This is a genomic window from Rhodanobacter sp. GW835-FHT13D09, from assembly GCF_058793995.1.
Genome location: NZ_JBXAGL010000005.1, coordinates 78,501 through 94,053, shown reverse-complemented (window position 1 = coordinate 94,053; position 15,553 = coordinate 78,501). Strand labels below are relative to the sequence as shown.

The 15,553-nt window shown below is 69.0% G+C and carries 18 protein-coding genes; 15 read left to right on the top strand and 3 right to left on the bottom strand.

Features of this window, described 5'->3' with window-relative positions:
- Positions 1 to 75: 75 nt before the first annotated feature.
- The gene (locus AC1Q5A_RS09060; RefSeq protein ID WP_492700346.1) at positions 76 to 1,092 is read right to left on the bottom strand and encodes a class 1 fructose-bisphosphatase; all 1,017 of its coding nucleotides are present in this window, start codon (positions 1,090 to 1,092) and stop codon (positions 76 to 78) included.
- A 153-nt stretch (positions 1,093 to 1,245) separates the two neighbouring features.
- On the opposite strand from AC1Q5A_RS09060, the gene AC1Q5A_RS09055 reads away from it, so the two are divergent.
- The 11 genes from AC1Q5A_RS09055 to AC1Q5A_RS09005 all read left to right on the top strand — a co-directional run bounded on the left by AC1Q5A_RS09055 (position 1,246) and on the right by AC1Q5A_RS09005 (position 9,918).
- Positions 1,246 to 1,857: a DJ-1/PfpI family protein gene (locus AC1Q5A_RS09055; RefSeq protein ID WP_492700345.1), complete on the top strand. Its 612-nt coding sequence runs from the start codon at positions 1,246 to 1,248 to the stop codon at positions 1,855 to 1,857.
- 10 nt (positions 1,858 to 1,867) lie between these two features.
- Positions 1,868 to 2,071 (top strand): hypothetical protein, encoded by a 204-nt coding sequence (locus tag AC1Q5A_RS09050; RefSeq protein WP_492700343.1) that lies wholly within the window; start codon positions 1,868 to 1,870, stop codon positions 2,069 to 2,071.
- Positions 2,068 to 2,478 (top strand): GFA family protein, encoded by a 411-nt coding sequence (locus AC1Q5A_RS09045; RefSeq protein ID WP_492700341.1) that lies wholly within the window; start codon positions 2,068 to 2,070, stop codon positions 2,476 to 2,478. The genes AC1Q5A_RS09050 and AC1Q5A_RS09045 overlap by 4 nt, the downstream gene beginning before the upstream one ends.
- A 10-nt stretch (positions 2,479 to 2,488) precedes the next feature.
- Entirely contained in the window at positions 2,489 to 3,013 is a 525-nt protein-coding gene (locus AC1Q5A_RS09040; RefSeq protein WP_492700340.1) for a cupin domain-containing protein, read from the top strand.
- 42 nt (positions 3,014 to 3,055) lie between these two features.
- Positions 3,056 to 3,760, top strand: a complete 705-nt coding sequence (locus AC1Q5A_RS09035; RefSeq protein WP_492700338.1) for a helix-turn-helix transcriptional regulator — start codon at positions 3,056 to 3,058, stop codon at positions 3,758 to 3,760.
- 103 nt (positions 3,761 to 3,863) lie between these two features.
- Positions 3,864 to 4,478 (top strand): ParB-like protein, encoded by a 615-nt coding sequence (locus AC1Q5A_RS09030; RefSeq protein ID WP_492700336.1) that lies wholly within the window; start codon positions 3,864 to 3,866, stop codon positions 4,476 to 4,478.
- A complete protein-coding gene (locus AC1Q5A_RS09025) occupies positions 4,475 to 6,136 on the top strand; it encodes a SulP family inorganic anion transporter (protein ID WP_492700334.1) in 1,662 nt (553 codons plus the stop codon). The genes AC1Q5A_RS09030 and AC1Q5A_RS09025 overlap by 4 nt, the downstream gene beginning before the upstream one ends.
- Positions 6,137 to 6,138: 2 nt before the next feature.
- The gene (locus AC1Q5A_RS09020; protein ID WP_492700332.1) at positions 6,139 to 7,923 is read left to right on the top strand and encodes a DUF885 domain-containing protein; all 1,785 of its coding nucleotides are present in this window, start codon (positions 6,139 to 6,141) and stop codon (positions 7,921 to 7,923) included.
- Between the two features lie 78 nt (positions 7,924 to 8,001).
- Positions 8,002 to 8,412 (top strand): MbcA/ParS/Xre antitoxin family protein, encoded by a 411-nt coding sequence (locus AC1Q5A_RS09015; RefSeq protein WP_492700330.1) that lies wholly within the window; start codon positions 8,002 to 8,004, stop codon positions 8,410 to 8,412.
- A 101-nt stretch (positions 8,413 to 8,513) separates the two neighbouring features.
- A complete protein-coding gene (locus AC1Q5A_RS09010) occupies positions 8,514 to 9,203 on the top strand; it encodes an RES family NAD+ phosphorylase (RefSeq protein ID WP_492700329.1) in 690 nt (229 codons plus the stop codon).
- Positions 9,204 to 9,246: 43 nt separating this feature from the next.
- Positions 9,247 to 9,918 carry an SGNH/GDSL hydrolase family protein gene (locus tag AC1Q5A_RS09005; protein ID WP_492700327.1) on the top strand — a complete coding sequence of 224 codons (672 nt, stop codon included), beginning with the start codon at positions 9,247 to 9,249 and terminating at the stop codon, positions 9,916 to 9,918.
- A 9-nt stretch (positions 9,919 to 9,927) separates the two neighbouring features.
- Here the strand turns inward: AC1Q5A_RS09005 and phhA are convergent, their stop codons facing one another.
- Entirely contained in the window at positions 9,928 to 10,815 is an 888-nt protein-coding gene (phhA, locus tag AC1Q5A_RS09000; RefSeq protein WP_492700325.1) for a phenylalanine 4-monooxygenase, read from the bottom strand.
- A gap of 143 nt (positions 10,816 to 10,958) precedes the next feature.
- Here phhA and AC1Q5A_RS08995 point away from each other — a divergent pair, with 143 nt between their 5' ends.
- Positions 10,959 to 11,435: an Lrp/AsnC family transcriptional regulator gene (locus AC1Q5A_RS08995; RefSeq protein WP_492700323.1), complete on the top strand. Its 477-nt coding sequence runs from the start codon at positions 10,959 to 10,961 to the stop codon at positions 11,433 to 11,435.
- 3 nt (positions 11,436 to 11,438) lie between these two features.
- Here the strand turns inward: AC1Q5A_RS08995 and AC1Q5A_RS08990 are convergent, their stop codons facing one another.
- Positions 11,439 to 12,728, bottom strand: a complete 1,290-nt coding sequence (locus AC1Q5A_RS08990; RefSeq protein WP_492700321.1) for an MFS transporter — start codon at positions 12,726 to 12,728, stop codon at positions 11,439 to 11,441.
- Positions 12,729 to 12,812: 84 nt separating this feature from the next.
- On the opposite strand from AC1Q5A_RS08990, the gene AC1Q5A_RS08985 reads away from it, so the two are divergent.
- From AC1Q5A_RS08985 to AC1Q5A_RS08975, 3 genes are all read left to right on the top strand, one after another.
- Positions 12,813 to 13,421 (top strand): TetR/AcrR family transcriptional regulator, encoded by a 609-nt coding sequence (locus tag AC1Q5A_RS08985; protein WP_492700320.1) that lies wholly within the window; start codon positions 12,813 to 12,815, stop codon positions 13,419 to 13,421.
- A 97-nt stretch (positions 13,422 to 13,518) separates the two neighbouring features.
- A complete protein-coding gene (locus tag AC1Q5A_RS08980) occupies positions 13,519 to 14,325 on the top strand; it encodes a lysophospholipid acyltransferase family protein (RefSeq protein WP_492700318.1) in 807 nt (268 codons plus the stop codon).
- Positions 14,322 to 15,341: a YheT family hydrolase gene (locus AC1Q5A_RS08975; protein ID WP_492700316.1), complete on the top strand. Its 1,020-nt coding sequence runs from the start codon at positions 14,322 to 14,324 to the stop codon at positions 15,339 to 15,341. Before AC1Q5A_RS08980 ends, AC1Q5A_RS08975 begins: the two co-directional genes overlap by 4 nt.
- The last annotated feature ends 212 nt before the right edge of the window (positions 15,342 to 15,553 follow it).

Genomic DNA, 15,553 nt, shown 5'->3' with positions numbered 1-15,553 from the left:
AGGGGGTGCTTTTGAGGTGGAGCAAAGAGCGGACCCCACCCCAGCCCTCCCCTGCGAAGCAGGGGAGGGAGTCAATCAGCCCAGCGCGCCGTCGGCTTCCCGGTGGTAGTGCGTGGCCACTTCCACCTCGGCCTTCGAGCCGAGGAACACCGGCACGCGCTGGTGCAGGCCTCTCGGCTGCAGTTCCATGATGCGCTGGCGGCCGGTGGTGGCGGCGCCGCCGGCCTGCTCGATGATGAAGGCCATCGGGTTGGCCTCGTACATCAGGCGCAGCTTGCCGCCCTTGTCGAGGATCTTCGCGTCCAGCGGGTAATAGAACACGCCGCCGCGGGTCACGATGCGGTGCACGTCGGCCACCATCGAGGCGACCCAGCGCATGTTGAAGTCCTTGCCGCGCGGGCCTTCCTTGCCGGCCAGCAGCTCGCCGATGTAGCGCTGCATCGGTGCCTGCCAGTGGCGCTGGTTCGACATGTTGATGGCGAACTCGGCGGTCTCGACCGGAATGCGGATACCGCGGCGGCTGAGGATGAAGCTGCCCACTTCGCGGTCCAGCGTGAACTCGTGGGTGCCGTGGCCGAAGGTCAGCACCAGCACGGTGGACGGCCCGTACACCACGTAGCCGGCGGCGAGCTGGGTGGTGCCCGGCTGCAGGAAGTGTTCGGCCTTCGGTTCGGTCACGCCGTCCGGGCAGCGCAGCACCGAGAAGATCGTGCCGACCGAGATGTTGACGTCGATGTTCGAGGAACCGTCCAGCGGGTCGAACAGCAGCAGGTGCTGGCCCTTCGGATAGCCGTCCGGGATCTGCTGCGGGTCTTCCATCTCCTCCGAGGCGCAGGCGGCGAGGTGGCCGCCCCATGCGTTCGCCTCCAGCAGGATCTCGTTGGAGATCACGTCCAGCTTCTTCTGCGCCTCGCCCTGGATGTTGCCCGTGCCGGCTTCGCCCAGCACGCCGCCCAGCGCGCCCTTGCCGGTGGCCACGCCGATGCGCTTGCAGGCGCGCGCGACCACTTCGATCAGCAGCGAAAGTTCGGCATTGATGTGGCTGGCGCGGCGTTCCTCGATCAGGAACTGGATCAGCGAGACGGGTTTCATGTCGGGTCCATGGCAAGAGGAAGCGCCATTGTCCGGGCTCCGGCTGAACAGTGCCAGCCTGGCACCCCGCGTGCCCGCGTCCGGCCCGGCTGCTGACATCACGTTGGCAGCAAGGGGTCGGCAAGCTGTACCTCCATAGCGGAGGGACACGACATGCGCGACCTGGTTTATTTCCTGGTGTTCGACGGCTTTGCCGACTGGCAGGCCGCACTGGCACTGTGCGAGATCCGCCGCCCCGGCGACTGGCAGGTGCAGGCGGTGGGCTTCTCGATGGCGCCGGTGGTCTCGATGGGTGGCCTCATGGTGCAGCCCGAGCTGAGCCTGGCCCAGATGGATCTCAATCGCGCGGCGCTGCTGATCCTGCCCGGCGGCCACCTGTGGACGCGCGGCGAGGGCCTGGCCGCGGTGGCCGCCGCGCGCCGCGTGCACGCGGCCGGCGCGCCGGTGGCCGGCATCGACGGCGGCGTGCTGGCGCTGGCCCGCGCCGGCCTGCTGGACCGCTGCCGGCACACCGCCAACCACGCCGGCCACATCGACGCCCACGTTCCCGACTACCGCGGCGCCGAGCAGTACGACGCCGGCGTGCTCGCGGTCAGCGATGGCGGCACGCTTACCGCCAGCGAGCTGGGCAGCGTGGAGTTCGCCCGCGAGGTGATCCGCACGCTGGACCTGTACAACGCCAGCGACCGCGAGCACTGGTTCCGCCTGTACAAGCAGGCCCTGCCGCCGCCGTGGTTGGCGGGCGCCACTGCGGCCGCGGCCTGAGGGGGCGGTCATGAAACGATCCACGCTCGATCGCGCGCTGATGGCCTACCGGCCGCTGTACCTGAATGGCCTGCTGCTGGACGGCCAGTACCGGCTGCCGACGAAGGCCGCGCGGGAGGATGCGCCGCACCGTCCGGCGCACCGCCACCGCCTCACCCTGCTGGCCCTGACCGGCCTGCGCCATGCCTTCTCGTCCCTCCGGAGCCCACGATGACCAGGAAGACCTACCACGGCAGCTGCCACTGCGGCGCGGTGCGCTACGAGGCCGACCTCGATCTAGCCACCGGCACCACCGGCCGCTGCAACTGCTCGATCTGCCGCAAGATGCGCAGCTGGGGCATCACCATCAAGCCGCAGGATTTCCGCCTGCTCGCGGGCGAGGACGCGCTGTCCGATTACCAGTTCGGCACGCGCAGCGCGCACCACCTGTTCTGCCGCCATTGCGGCGTGCATCCGTTCGGGCGCGGCCACGTGGAGCAGATCGGCGGCGACTACGTCTCGGTCAACCTTGCCTGTCTCGACGACGTCGAGCCGCAGGAGCTGATCGATGCGCCGCTGCGCTGGTGCGACGGCCGCGCCAACAACTGGATGAACCCGCCGGCCGAGACGCGGCATCTCTGAGGAAGCGACCATGGCCAGACCCATACTCAACCTCGACGAGCTGGAGCCGATCCCGCTCGAAGTGCTGAACAAGCAATACGGCGGCGGCCCGATGCCGGCGAAGTTCGGCGGCGGCATGGTGCCGATCGGGCATCCGCTGGGTGCGAAGAAGCTCGGCTACAACCTCACCGTGGTGCCGCCGGGCAAGCGTGCATTCCCGTTCCACGCACATCGCGTCAACGAGGAAATGTTCTTCGTGGTCGCAGGCGCGGGCGAAGTGCGGATCGGCCACGAAACCTGGCCGATCCGCGCTGGTGACGTGATCTGCTGCCTGCCTGGCGGCCCGGAAGCTGCGCACCAGATCGTCAACACCGGCGACGCCACGCTGCGCTTCCTCGCCGTGTCCAGCATGGAGACGCCCGAGGTCTGCGAATACCCGGACTCGGGCAAGTTTGCCGTTATGCATGTCGCGGGCAGGGATGCGGACGGCAAGCCGCAAGGTTTCCGTCACGTTGGCCGGCCGACCGACGGCCGCGACTACTGGGACGGCGAGTAGCCAGCACTGGCGATCGATCCGCGGGACAGCCACCATGCGCGGATGCGTCGAGCCGATCGCCTGTTCCTCATCATCCACGCCCTGCGCGGCCGGCGTACCGCGCTGCAGGCGCGCTCGCTGGCGCAGACGCTGGGCGTGTCGCTGCGCACCGTGTACCGCGACGTCGCCGACCTGCAGTTGTCCGGCGTGCCGATCGAGGGCGAGGCCGGCGTCGGCTACGTGCTGCGCAAGGGTTCGGACATCCCGCCGCTGATGTTCACCGCGAACGAACTCGAGGCGCTGGTGGTCGGCACGCGATTCGTGCAGGCCTTCGCCGGCGACAAGCTGGCCGGCGATGCCCGCGCGGCGTTGCTGAAGATCGAGGCGGTGCTGCCGCCGGAGCTGCGCGAGCGCGCCGCGCGCACGCGCATCTACGCGCCGGTGTGGCGCGACGAATACAAGCTCGCGTTCGCCGCCCGCATCGATCGGCTGCATGCCGCCATCGAGGCGCGCCAGGTACTCCGGCTGACGTACAGCGATGAGGGCGGCAATGTCAGCCGGCGCGAGGTCGAGCCGCTGTGCCTGGCGTTCTGGGGCGGCAAGTGGACGCTCGGCACGTGGTGCCGGCTGCGCGAGAGTTTCCGCAACTTCCGCCCCGACCGCATCGATGAGCTCGCCGAGACCGGCGAGATGTTCGATGACCGGGCCGGCCACGATCTGGATGCCTACCTGCGGTCGATGCGCGGCTACTACGCCGGCATGGGATAGCCGTCCGTCCGCGCAGAAACTTGCGCGCCACACCAGGCTCTTATCGGCCCGGCCCGGCTCGGGTACGCTCGGCGGCACGGCATCTGTCCGGAGGAGTCGCGCCATGTCGTCAGGCCTGCATCACCCGTTGTTGTCGATCGCCCCGGCCAAGCTGCGGCCGACCCAGCTCACCGTGGGCCGGGCCGAGGTCGCGGGCAAGCGCGCGGAATGGGAAAGGCTCGGCAGGAAGAGGCGCAAGGAGCTGATCCAGGCGCACTGGTTTCCCGGTGTGCTGGGGCCGAAACAGCGCGTCTACATCGTCGACCACCATCACCTCGGGCTGGCCTTGCTGGAAGAGGGGGTGAACAGCGTGCCGGTGATGATCCAGCGCGATTTCTCCTGGCTGGAGCCGGACGTGTTCTGGCGCACGATGGAATTCAACCGCTGGGCGCATCCGTACGACCAGCACGGCACCCGCACCGACTACACCGCGATCCCGGCCAGCTTGAGCGAGATGGCCGACGACCCCTACCGCACCCTCGCCGCGCGGGTGCGCACGGCCGGCGGCTGCGCGAAGGACGCCACGCCGTACGCGGAGTTCCTGTGGGCGGATTTCTACCGCCGCCGCCTCAAACTGCCGGGCGGCAAGGTCGGCGCGAAGGCGCTGCAGCAGGCCCTGCTGCTGGCGCACAGCCATGACACGGCGTACCTGCCGGGCTGGAGCGGGCTGATCGAATGAACGCGGGCCCGGCACCTGCGTCCGCGGCGGGTTCCACCTTCGGCGTCGATGTCCTGGCCGGCGTGTCGATCGCCGGCCTGCTGCTGCCCGAGGCGGTGGCGTACGCCGGCATCGCCGGGCTGCCGCCGCAGGCCGGTGTCATCGGCCTGTTCGCCGGCCTGGCGTGTTACGGCCTGATCGGCCGCAGCCGCTTCGCGGTCGTTTCGGCGACCTCGTCTTCGGCGGCTGTGCTGGCGGCGGCGACGCTGGCGCTGGCCGGCGGCGACGGCGCGCAGCGCCTCGCCACCGCGGCGATGCTGGTGGTGCTGGCGGGCGGCAGCTTCCTGCTCGCCGGGGCGGCCCGGCTGGGCGCGCTGTCGAACCTGATCGCGCGGCCGGTGCTGCGCGGCTACGCGTTCGGCCTGGCCTGGGTGATCGCGGTGAAGCAGTTGCCGCACGTGTTCGGGGTGTCCACCCGGCACGGCGATGTGGCGCGGGTGCTGGTCGAGCTGGTCGAACAGTTCCGGCAGTGGCAACCGGCCGCGATCGCCGCCGGTGCGGCCGCCCTCGGCTTGCTGTTCCTGTGCGGGCGGGTACGGCGCCTGCCGGGCAGCCTGCTGGCGATCGTGCTCGGCATCGCCGCTTCCGGCTGGCTGGCCGGGCAGGGCGTGGCGCTGGTCGGGCCGGTGCATCTGGCCCTGGCATGGACGGCGCCGGCATGGCCGGAGTCGTCGCAGTGGCTGCCGAACATCGAGCTGGCGGCGGCGCTGATGCTGATCCTGTATGCCGAGTCGTACAGTGCCATCCGCAGTTTCGCCTTGAAGCACGGCGATCCGGTGCGGCCGAACCGCGACCTCGTCGCGCTCGGCGTGGCCAATATCGTCTCGGGCCTGTTTCACGGCATGCCGGTCGGCGCGGGCTACTCGGCCACCTCGGCGAACGAGGCGGCCGGCGCGCAGTCGCGGCTGGCCGGACTGATGGCGGCGGCCACGGTGCTGCTGCTGGTGCTGCTGTTCCTGCGCTGGATCGAGCGCATCCCCGAGCCGGTGCTGGCGGCGATCGTGATCCACGCGGTGAGCAAGTCGTGGCGACTGGCGGTGTTCCGGCCGTACCTGCAATGGCGGCGCGACCGGCTGGTGGCGCTGGCCGCGGTGCTGGCGGTGCTCGCCCTGGGCGTGCTGGATGGCCTGCTGTCCGCGATCGCGTTCAGTCTGCTGCTGCTGCTGCGCCAGCTGGCGACCCCGCGGATCAGCGTGCTCGGCCGGCTCGCCGACAGCCACGACTTCATCGACACGAAGCAGCACCGGGCGGCGCGCGAGCAGCCCGGCATGGTGATCCTGCGGCCGGAGGAACCGCTGTTCTTCGCCAACGCGGAACCGACGCTGGCGCTGGCGCGCGAGCGGATCGGCGAGCGCGACGGCATCCGCGTGGTGGTGCTGAGCCTGGAGGAATCGCCGGACCTGGACGGCACCACCGTGGAGGCGCTGGCGGATTTCGCCGCCTGGCTGCAGACTCGAGGGATCGCGCTGCGCGTGGCACGATTGAAGGATGCCGTGCACGCGCTGTTGCTGCGCGCGGCATTGCCCCAGCTGCCGCCCGCGGCTTTGGCCTACTGGAGCGTGGAAGATGCGGCGAAGCCGCCCGCCGCGCCGTCACCGGCAGAAGGAATGGTTTCGTGAGCATGGCAACGAGAGTGGCGTGGCTGGGCCTGGGCGCACTGGTCCTGGCGACGCCGGCATGGGCTGGGCAGGATGCGGCGGCACGTTTCAGGCAGGTCTACCAGCAGGAATGGAGCTGGCGCAGCGCGCAGTCCGGCGTGCTCGCCTCCGGCGAGGTGCAGCCAAGCGGTGGCCGGCTGGACAACGTCGACGCCGCCAACCAGCAACGCCGGCTGGACTACTGGCAGAAGGTGCTGGACCGGCTCGACGCGATCGATCCGCGGCAGCTGTCCGCCGAAGACCAGGTCAACTACGCCGTGTACCGTGCGCAGATCGGCAACCTGCTCGCCGCGCAGCGGTTCAAGGCGTGGCAGATGCCGTTCAACAGCGACTCGGCGTTCTGGTCGGACATCGGCTACGTGCTGGGTGGCGACCGCCTGCGCACGGCCGACGACTATCAGCGCTATCTCGACCGGCTGGAGCAGATCCCGGCCTACTTCGACCAGCAGACCGCGAACATGCGCGCCGGCCTCAGGCGCGGCTTCAGCGTACCGCGGGCGGTGCTGGACGGCCGCGACGCGTCGATCGCCGCGGTGGCCCAGCTGAAGGACCCGACCCAGAGCAGCTTCTATGCGCCGTTCAGGCAATTGCCGGCGTCGATCCCCGCCGACCAGGCGCAGGCATTGCAGGGCCGGGCGCTGCAGCGCATCCGTGACGAGGTGATCCCCGCCTACGCGAAGCTGCTGGCGTTCTTCCGCAACGAATACGTGCCGCGGGCGCGCACCACGCTGGCGGCGGAGGCGTTGCCCGACGGCAAGGCCTACTACCGTCAGCAGATCCGCGAGTACACCACGCTCGAACTCGATCCGGACGACATCCACCGCATCGGCCTCGACCAGGTGGCGAAGATCCATGCGCAGATGCTGGAGGTGATGCAGGACACCGGCTTCAAGGGCAGCTTTGCCGACTTCCTGAAGTTCCTGCGCACCGACCCGCAGTTCTACGCGAAGACGCCCGAAGAGCTGCTGATGCGCAGCGCCTGGGTGGCCAAGCAGGTGGACGGCCAGATGCCGCGCTACTTCGGCCACCTGCCGCGCGCGCACTTCACCATCCAGCCGGTGCCGGCCGACATCGCGCCGTACTACACCTCCGGCCGCGGCGGCGCGGACACCTACCTGGTCAACACCTACGACCTGAAGTCGCGGCCGCTGTTCAACGTGCCGGCGCTGACCCTGCACGAGAGTTACCCCGGCCATGCGCTGCAGCTGGAACTGGCCGACGAGCAGCACGACCAGCCCGCGTTCCGCCGCAACGGCTACATCTCCGCTTACGGCGAAGGCTGGGGGCTGTACTCGGAATACCTCGGCAACGAGATGGGCATCTACCACACGCCATACGAGCGCTTCGGCTACCTCAGCTACCAGATGTGGCGCGCCTGCCGGCTGGTGGTCGACACCGGCGTGCACCATCTCGGCTGGACGCGCCAGCAGGCGATCGACTACCTCACCGAAAACACCGCGCTGTCCGCGCGCGAGATCGCCAACGAGGTGGACCGCTACATCAGCTGGCCGGGCCAGGCGCTGTCGTACGAGCTGGGCTACCTGAAGCTGCGCGAGCTGCGCGCGAAGGCGGAGCAGGCGCTGGGCGCGAAGTTCGACCTGCGCCATTTCCACGACACCGTGCTCGCGCTGGGTTCGGTGCCACTGCCGGTACTGGAGCAGCGCATCGACCGCTTCATCGCCGACGGCGGCCCGGAGCCGGACTACGCGTGCGACTGCGCGAAGGCAAAGGGCGCTGCGGCGCACTGAGCCGCCGGAACGGGTCGTTGGCTTTGCTGCATTGGTGGAGTATTATTCGAAACAACTTCACAGGGAGAGTCAGGCGTCATGACTGCCCATCCGACCCGCATTGCCGAAGCCGCGTCCCGCTACGCGCCGCCGGACACGCTTGCCGACCCGGCGCTGCGTGCGTTCTTCCGGTTGGCCGAACACTGGAGGCTGCGCATCGCCGATCAGCGCCGCCTGCTCGGCGATCCGCCGGAATCCACCTTCTACAAGTGGAAGCGCCAGCAAGGCGGCGCGTTGGGGCGCGATACGCTGGAGCGGATCAGCTATCTGCTCGGCATCTGGAAGTCGCTGCAGATCCTGTTCCCCGACCCGGCCCAGGCGGATGCCTGGCTGCACAAGCCGAGCACCGCACCGCTGTTCGGCGGCCATTCCGCGCTGGAGCGCATGCTGTCCGGCAACGTGGCCGACCTCTATGTGGTGCGTCAGTACCTGGATGCGCAGCGCGGGTGAAGCGGCGCGGCGACAGGCGTCGCGGCGAGCGAGACGATGGCGCCCCAAGCTCTGCTCCCTCCCCTACTTCGCAGGGGAGGGAGCATATTCTGGAACCCCTGATGCCAAATGAGCTGCCCCCCCTCAAACGCATCCGCTGGAGCCAGGCGTACCGCATCGTGCCCAGCCGCTTCCCGCCGGTCGGCGTGTATGACCGCATCGCCGATCCGGCCGACCTCGATGCGTTGTTCGCGATCGAAGCGCTGACCAATCCGCGCCTGCGCGAAGAGGCCGGCGTGCTGAAGCTGGTGCCGGAAGAGCACCGCATCAGCGGGCCGGGCACGACGCCGGTGATGGCCGCGTTCACCCATCTCAACCCGGAAGGCAGCCGTTTCTCCGACGGCAGCTGGGGCGTGTTCTACGCCGCGCACAGCGTACCCACCGCGGTCGAGGAAACCGTGTACCACCGCGAACGTTTCCTCGCCGCCACCGGCGAGCCGGCCTGCGAGGTCCAGATGCGCTGCTACCGCACCAGCGTGGACAGCCGCCTGCACGACATCCGCGGCGGCTGGAAGGCCGAGCACGATCCGGACGTCTATACGGCCAGTGTGAAAATGGCTCGCGAACTGCGCGGGGGCGCCTCCAACGGCATCGTCTACGACAGCGCCCGCCACCGCGGCGGCGAATGCCTGGCCGCGTTCCAGCCCGACGTGGTGGCACCCTGCACGCAGGCGCAGCACCTGGTCTATCGCTGGGACGGCAAGCGCATCGCGCAGGTGCTGGCGGTGTCGGAACTGCCGCGGCCGCGCTAGTCTTCAGGCAGGCACGATCAGGGCGAGGCAGACGATGAAAGGCATGCGCAAGCTGTGGTGGATCCTGCTGCTGTGGCCGCTGCTGGCCACCGCGCGCGACAACCGCGAAAACGACCATGCGCAGTGGAACCGGGAGATCGCCGCGTTCCAGGCCGCGGATCGGGCGCAGCCGCCGGCGGCGGGTGCGGTGCTGTTCATCGGCAGCTCGTCGATCCGCATGTGGACCTCGCTGGCGACGGACTTCCCCGAACTGCGCACGATCAACCGCGGCTTCGGCGGCTCGGAGATCGCCGACAGCACCTACTTCGCCGACCGCATCGTGGGGCCGTACCACCCGCGCGCGATCGTGATGTATGCAGGCGACAACGACCTGCAGGACGGCGACAGCCCGGTGCGGGTGCGCGACGACTTTGCCGCGTTCGTGCGCAAGGCGCGCTCGTATGATCCCGGCGTGCCGATCGCGTTCATCGCGATCAAGCCGAGCATGGCGCGCAAGGCGTTGCTGCCGAAGATCCGCGAGGCGAATGCGCTGGTGCGCGCGTATGCCGCCAGCCAGCACGGCGTCGCCTACCTGGACGTGTTCACGCCAATGCTCGGCCAGGACGGCCTGCCGCAGCCGCGCTGGTTCATCGCCGACGGCCTGCACATGAACCGGCAGGGTTATGCGTTGTGGACCGGGGTGGTGACACCGTGGCTGGACGCCACGCTGCGCTGACCGGGCGGCTCAGGTGTCCGCGTTGGTGGCCCAGCCCACGCGATCGCCGCGGGTAAACACGCGGTCGCCGTCGAGCACGTCGCCGGCGGCATGTGCAGGCAATGCCTTGAGCTTCGCGTAGATCGGCGTGAAGTCGGGATGCGTCGCCTCGAACAGCTGCTCGAAGCTGTCGATCACGAAGTAGGTCTGCTGGTAGGTGTCGATGCGGTAGCGCGTGCTCATCACGCGCTCCAGGCCGAAGCCGATACGGTTCGGCGAGGGCGAATCGAGCGAATAGATCGACTCGCCCTTGGAACTGACGATGCCGGCGCCGTAGATGCGCATGCCTTCGGCGGTGTTGATCAGGCCGAATTCCACCGTGTACCAGTACAGCCGGGTCAGGTTCATCAGTGCGTCGGGGCCGATCGCGAACGCCTTCATGCCGCCGCGGCCGTAGGCCTGCATGTAGTCGGCGAACACCGGGTTCAGCAGCAGCGGCACGTGGCCGAACAGGTCGTGGAACAGGTCCGGCTCGCTGAGGTAATCCAGCTGATCGGGTTTGCGGATCCACCAGCTGACCGGAAAGCGGCGATTCGCCAGATGGTCGAAGAACACCTCGTCCGGCAGCAGGCCTTCCACCGCCACCAGTTCCCAGCCGGTGGCCTTGCCCAGCACCTTGTTGAGTTCGGAAAACCGGGGGATGCCGCCGTCGCCCAGGCCGAAGCGTTCGACGCCGGCCATGAATTCCCGGCAGGCGCGCGCGGGAAGCAGTTCTCGCTGGCGCTTGTACAAGGTGTCCCACACCTCGTGGTCGGTCTTGCTGTAGCCGGCCCACGGCTGCTCGACCACGCCGGTGGCGTACACCGGCACGTAGCCGCGATCGGTCTGCTGGTGTTCGACTTTGCGCGGCGTATCCATGGCGTGCTCCGGTGCGGGCGTGGACTGATCTCGCCACAAGCTTACGGTGGTTCGCCCGCACGAAGATTGCTTTGTTGCCGAAGTCACCGCCTAGAGTGCATTATTATTGCGCATTTATCAGTAATTCCGGACATATATTGCATATGACGACACTCGATCGCACCGACCTGCGTCTGCTCGCCGTGCTGCAGGGCGAGGGCCGCATCACCAACGCCGAGCTGGCCGAACGGGTCAGCCTGTCGCCGTCGGCATGCCTGCGCCGGCTGCAACGGCTGGAAGCGGACAGGATCATCACCGGCTACGCCGCGCAGATCGATCCGCAGGCGGTGGGGCTGGGCCTGCAGGCCTTCGTGCGGGTGCAGCTGACCAAGCACGAGAGCGCGGCGATCGAAGGCTTCGTCGAGCGTGTCAACGGCTGGGACGAGGTGGTCGCCTGCCATGCGCTGACCGGCGACATGGATTACCTGCTGCACGTCTATGTGGCCGATCTGCAGGACTTCTCGCGCTTCCTGCTCGACCATCTGCTGAACGCCACCGGCGTGGCCGATGTCAATTCCAGTTTCGTGCTGCGCACGGTGAAGCGTTCGCCGTCGCTGCCGCTGGGCCAGCTGGAACGTTGACGCTCAAGCGGCCTCGCCGGCCAGGGCCAGCGGTGCGTCACTGCTGCGCCGACGGATGCGCAGGGCGAGGAAGGCTGCCGCCACGCCGGTGGCGCCGGCGATCACGAACGGCATCAGATAGCTGCCCAGCTGCACGCGCAGCACGCCGGCCATGAACGCAGCCGCGGCGGCACCTACCTGATGGCCGGCCACCACCCAGCCGAACACCACCGGCGCGTCGCGCTCGCCGAAGGCATCGGTGGTGAGGCGCAGCGTGGGCGGCACGGTGGCGATCCAGTCCAGCCCGTAGAACACGCCGAACAACGACAGGCTGTACAGCGAGAAATCGGAATACGGCAGATAGATCAGCGACAGCCCGCGCAGGCCGTAATAGGCGAACAGCAGCTTGCGCGGGTCGACACGGTCGGTGAGCCAGCCCGAGGCCGTGGTGCCGAACAGGTCGAAGATGCCCATCATCGCCAGCAGCCCGGCCGCGCGTACCTCGGGAATGCCGTGGTCGCCGCACAGCGCGATGAAGTGCGTGCCGATCAGGCCGTTGGTGGTGAAGCCGCAGACGAAGAAGGTGGCGAACAGGTACCAGAACGCGCCGCGCCTGCTGGCGCGCCGCAGGGCGCCCAGGGTCAGCGCAAACAGGTTGCCGCTAGCGGCGCCGGCATCGGCGGGCTCGTCCGGCCCGGCGCCGTAGCGGACCAGTCCGATGTCGGCCGGCCGCTCCGGCAGCAGCCACAGCACCAGCGGCAGCAGCGCGAGGCAGCAGGCGGCGATGGTCAGCACCACCGCGCGCCAGCCGGCGTACTCGGCGATGGCGGCCAGGCCCGGCAGGAAGATCAGCGTGCCGGTGGCGGTGCTGGCGGTCAGCAGGCCCATCACCAGGCCACGATGGCTGCTGAACCAGCGCCCGACCACGGTGGCGCCCAGCACTACCGCCACGCAGCCGGTGCCGGCGCCGGACAGCACCCCCCAGCTCAGCAGCAGCTGCCAGGGCCGGGTCATCGCGGCGCTGCCGGCGGCCGCCAGCGCCATCACGGACAGCGCGATGAGCAGCACGCGGCGGATGCCGAAGCGCTGCATCAGCGCCGCGGCGAACGGACCCATCAGGCCGTACAACAGGATGCCGACCGCGGCGGCGGTCGAGATGCTGTCCCGGCTCCAGCCGAAGGCGCGGCCCAGCGGCAGCATCAGCACGCCCGGCGTGGCGCGCATGCCGGCCGAGACGAGCAGGGCGAGGAAGACCACCGCGAGTACCACGAACGCGTAGTTTTGGCCGAACGGCCGTGAGCGCTGTATAGTCATGTTACCGATCGGTACGGGCGGGAAGCGCAGCGTACGTACCGCTCGGTAACATTGTCAACCGGTCATGCTCAATCAGGTCAGGCCATGTCCCGCCGTTCCAGAACCAGGGAAGCTCCCCACGCCGAAGCGCCGCGCCGCGCGGCCGACCGCATCCGTGACACCGCTTTCGAGCTGTTCTACCGCGAGGGCATCCGTGCCATCGGGGTGGAGGAGATCGTCAACCGCGCCGGCGTCACCAAGCCCAGCCTGTACCGCGCCTTCGAATCGAAGGACGAGCTGGCGGCGGCCTATCTGCGCGACTACGACCAGCGTTTCCGCCAGCGTTTCGAGGAATTGGCGGCGAGCCACCCCGGCGATCCGCGCGGCCAGCTGCTGGCCTATCTGGAGGGTCTCGCGGCGCGCGCCAGCAGCGTCGGCTACCGCGGATGCGGACTGACCAACGCGGTGATCGAATATCCCGACCCCGCGCATCCGGCGCACCGGGTCGCGGTGGACAGCAAGCGTGCACTGCGCGAGCGCCTGCGACACCTGAGCGAGGCGATCGGCGCACGCGATCCGGCGGCGCTGGCCGACGGGCTGCTGCTGCTGATCGAAGGCAGTTACGTTTCCGGCCAGACCTTCGGCGACGAGGGCCCGGCGCGCATCCTGGCGCGTGCCGCGCGCTGCCTGATCGACGCCAGCCTCGAAGGCTGAAGCGCGAAGTTTCGAACGCCGGCCGCGTCACCCGCTGCGACGATGCGCGCACGTACTGCCGAAGCGGGGGCGCATTGACGCTAAACTTGCCGGACTGATGAGCACCGATACCGATACCTATACCGTTCCCGAACGCGATCCGCTACGTCCGCTGCGTTATGTGTGGCGGGTGCCGTTGGTGCTGCTGCACATCGTGGTTGGCATCGCGCTGTGCGCGTTGGTCCTCAGCTGGAACCAGCAGGCGGTGATGAAGGACGGCCGCGAGCCGTTCGCGCACCGCATGATCCGCTGGTGGTCGGTCAGGCTGTTGCGCATCCTCGGCCTGCGCTCGGTGCGTTTCGGCGAACCGCTGCGCGATCCGGTGCTGTTCGTCGCCAACCACACCTCGTGGATCGACATCGTGATGCTGCACAGCCAGCGCGCGGCCTGCTTCGTGGCCAAGGCGGAGATCGCCGACTGGCCGCTGGTCGGCTGGCTGGCCCGGAACGGCGGCACCATCTTCCACCGCCGCGGCAGCAACCATTCGCTGTCCACGGTGATGCAGGCGATGGTCGAGCGCCTGCGCGGCGGCCGTTCGGTGGCGGTGTTTCCGGAAGGTGGCACCGGTTACAACGGCGTGCTGAAGGTGTTCCACGCGCGCATCTTCCAGGCCGCGCTGGATGCCGGGGTGCCGGTGCAGCCGGTGGCGCTGCGCTTTGCCCGCGACGGGCGCCGGGTGGTCGACGCCGGCTTCCGCGAGCACGAGAGTTTCGTGCACAACATCGTGCGCATGCTGGGCGAGGCGCCGCTGGACGCCGAGGTGCGTTTCCTGGCGCCGGTGCCGGCCACCCCGGAGGCGCGCCGGCGCATGGCCGAGCTGTCGCGCGAACGCATCGCCGCCGCACTGGAAGACCACATCGGATGAATCTGCTGCACGGAAAGGACTTCCGACCGCCCTGGCCGCTCACCAGCGGCCACATCCAGACCATGCTGTCCTCCAGCGGCGTGCGCCGCATGCTGCTGCCGCGCGCGGCCACGGCCGTGCAACGCGGCGCCGAGGCGGTGGTGGTGGACGGCGGCGGCGGCGTGCGCCTCAGCGGCGCGTACACCGCGCAGCAAATCCGGCCGCAGCCGCGCGGCCTGGCCGTGCTGTTCCACGGCTGGGAGGGCAGCGTCGATTCCACCTACGTACTGCAGACCGGCAGCCGCCTGCTTGCCGACGGCTGGGACATCTTCCGGCTGAACTTCCGCGACCACGGCGACAGCCACGGACTCAACGAGGCGCTGTTCCATTCCTGCCGCATCGACGAGGTGGTGCACGCGCTGGGCGACATCGCGCAGCGCTGGCCGTCGCGTCCGATCGCACTGGCCGGCTTCTCGCTGGGCGGCAATTTCGCGCTGCGCGCGGCGATGCAGACCTCGCGGGTCGGCATTCCGCTGAGCTACGTGCTGGCGGTATGCCCGATCATCGATCCCGGCGAGGGCCTGTTCTCGCTGGAGGAAACGGCGCCGTGGTTCTACCAGGCCTACTTCATGCGCAAATGGCGGCACTCGCTGCAGGCCAAGCAGAAGGCGTTCCCGCAGCACCGGTATTTCGAGATGTCCGAACTGAACCAGCACCTGCGCGGGCTGACCGAGGCGATGGTGCTGCGGCATACCGACTTCCAGTCGCTGCAGCAGTATCTGGACGGCTACTCGGTGGCCGGCGACATCATGCAGTCGCTGCAGATTCCCGCCACCATCCTCACCGCCCGGGATGACCCGGTGATCCCGGTCAGCAGCTTCGAGAGGCTCGAACTGCCGCCCAACGTCGAGCTGGACATCGCGTCGTACGGCGGCCACTGCGGCTTCATCTGCGGCTGGGGCATGACCAGCTACACCGACGACTACATCGCCACGCGCTTCAATGCGGTGGCGGATGCCGGCGCCGCCCCAGGCTGAATCGGCTGGCGGCGGCCAGCCACGGCCGGGCATGTTGCGACGCGGTTTGACAGGTTCGATTTAGATCGATACAAATCCCATCATACCGGCGTCTCTCCTCCCGTTTTCCGCGCATCGGCAGTCGTCGCGGACGATGTGAAACGCCGCCACCGCCACACCGACGCAGAGGGCTGGCCGTGACCGGATCGCCGTTGACGAAATTCGCGCATGCC

Excerpts from the sequence above, each read along its gene's own strand:
- AC1Q5A_RS08975 (WP_492700316.1), top strand. The coding sequence starts at position 14,322 with ATGAATCTGCTGCACGGAAAGGACTTCCGACCGCCCTGGCCGCTCACC.
- AC1Q5A_RS08990 (WP_492700321.1), bottom strand. The coding sequence starts at position 12,728 with ATGACTATACAGCGCTCACGGCCGTTCGGCCAAAACTACGCGTTCGTG.
- AC1Q5A_RS09025 (WP_492700334.1), top strand. The coding sequence starts at position 4,475 with ATGAACGCGGGCCCGGCACCTGCGTCCGCGGCGGGTTCCACCTTCGGC.
- AC1Q5A_RS09050 (WP_492700343.1), top strand. The coding sequence starts at position 1,868 with ATGAAACGATCCACGCTCGATCGCGCGCTGATGGCCTACCGGCCGCTG.
- AC1Q5A_RS09005 (WP_492700327.1), top strand. The coding sequence starts at position 9,247 with ATGCGCAAGCTGTGGTGGATCCTGCTGCTGTGGCCGCTGCTGGCCACC.
- AC1Q5A_RS08985 (WP_492700320.1), top strand. The coding sequence starts at position 12,813 with ATGTCCCGCCGTTCCAGAACCAGGGAAGCTCCCCACGCCGAAGCGCCG.
- AC1Q5A_RS09020 (WP_492700332.1), top strand. The coding sequence starts at position 6,139 with ATGGCAACGAGAGTGGCGTGGCTGGGCCTGGGCGCACTGGTCCTGGCG.
- phhA (WP_492700325.1), bottom strand. The coding sequence starts at position 10,815 with ATGGATACGCCGCGCAAAGTCGAACACCAGCAGACCGATCGCGGCTAC.
- AC1Q5A_RS09040 (WP_492700340.1), top strand. The coding sequence starts at position 2,489 with ATGGCCAGACCCATACTCAACCTCGACGAGCTGGAGCCGATCCCGCTC.
- AC1Q5A_RS09045 (WP_492700341.1), top strand. The coding sequence starts at position 2,068 with ATGACCAGGAAGACCTACCACGGCAGCTGCCACTGCGGCGCGGTGCGC.
- AC1Q5A_RS09015 (WP_492700330.1), top strand. The coding sequence starts at position 8,002 with ATGACTGCCCATCCGACCCGCATTGCCGAAGCCGCGTCCCGCTACGCG.
- AC1Q5A_RS08995 (WP_492700323.1), top strand. The coding sequence starts at position 10,959 with ATGACGACACTCGATCGCACCGACCTGCGTCTGCTCGCCGTGCTGCAG.
- AC1Q5A_RS09035 (WP_492700338.1), top strand. The coding sequence starts at position 3,056 with ATGCGTCGAGCCGATCGCCTGTTCCTCATCATCCACGCCCTGCGCGGC.
- AC1Q5A_RS08980 (WP_492700318.1), top strand. The coding sequence starts at position 13,519 with ATGAGCACCGATACCGATACCTATACCGTTCCCGAACGCGATCCGCTA.
- AC1Q5A_RS09030 (WP_492700336.1), top strand. The coding sequence starts at position 3,864 with ATGTCGTCAGGCCTGCATCACCCGTTGTTGTCGATCGCCCCGGCCAAG.
- AC1Q5A_RS09060 (WP_492700346.1), bottom strand. The coding sequence starts at position 1,092 with ATGAAACCCGTCTCGCTGATCCAGTTCCTGATCGAGGAACGCCGCGCC.
- AC1Q5A_RS09055 (WP_492700345.1), top strand. The coding sequence starts at position 1,246 with ATGCGCGACCTGGTTTATTTCCTGGTGTTCGACGGCTTTGCCGACTGG.
- AC1Q5A_RS09010 (WP_492700329.1), top strand. The coding sequence starts at position 8,514 with ATGCCAAATGAGCTGCCCCCCCTCAAACGCATCCGCTGGAGCCAGGCG.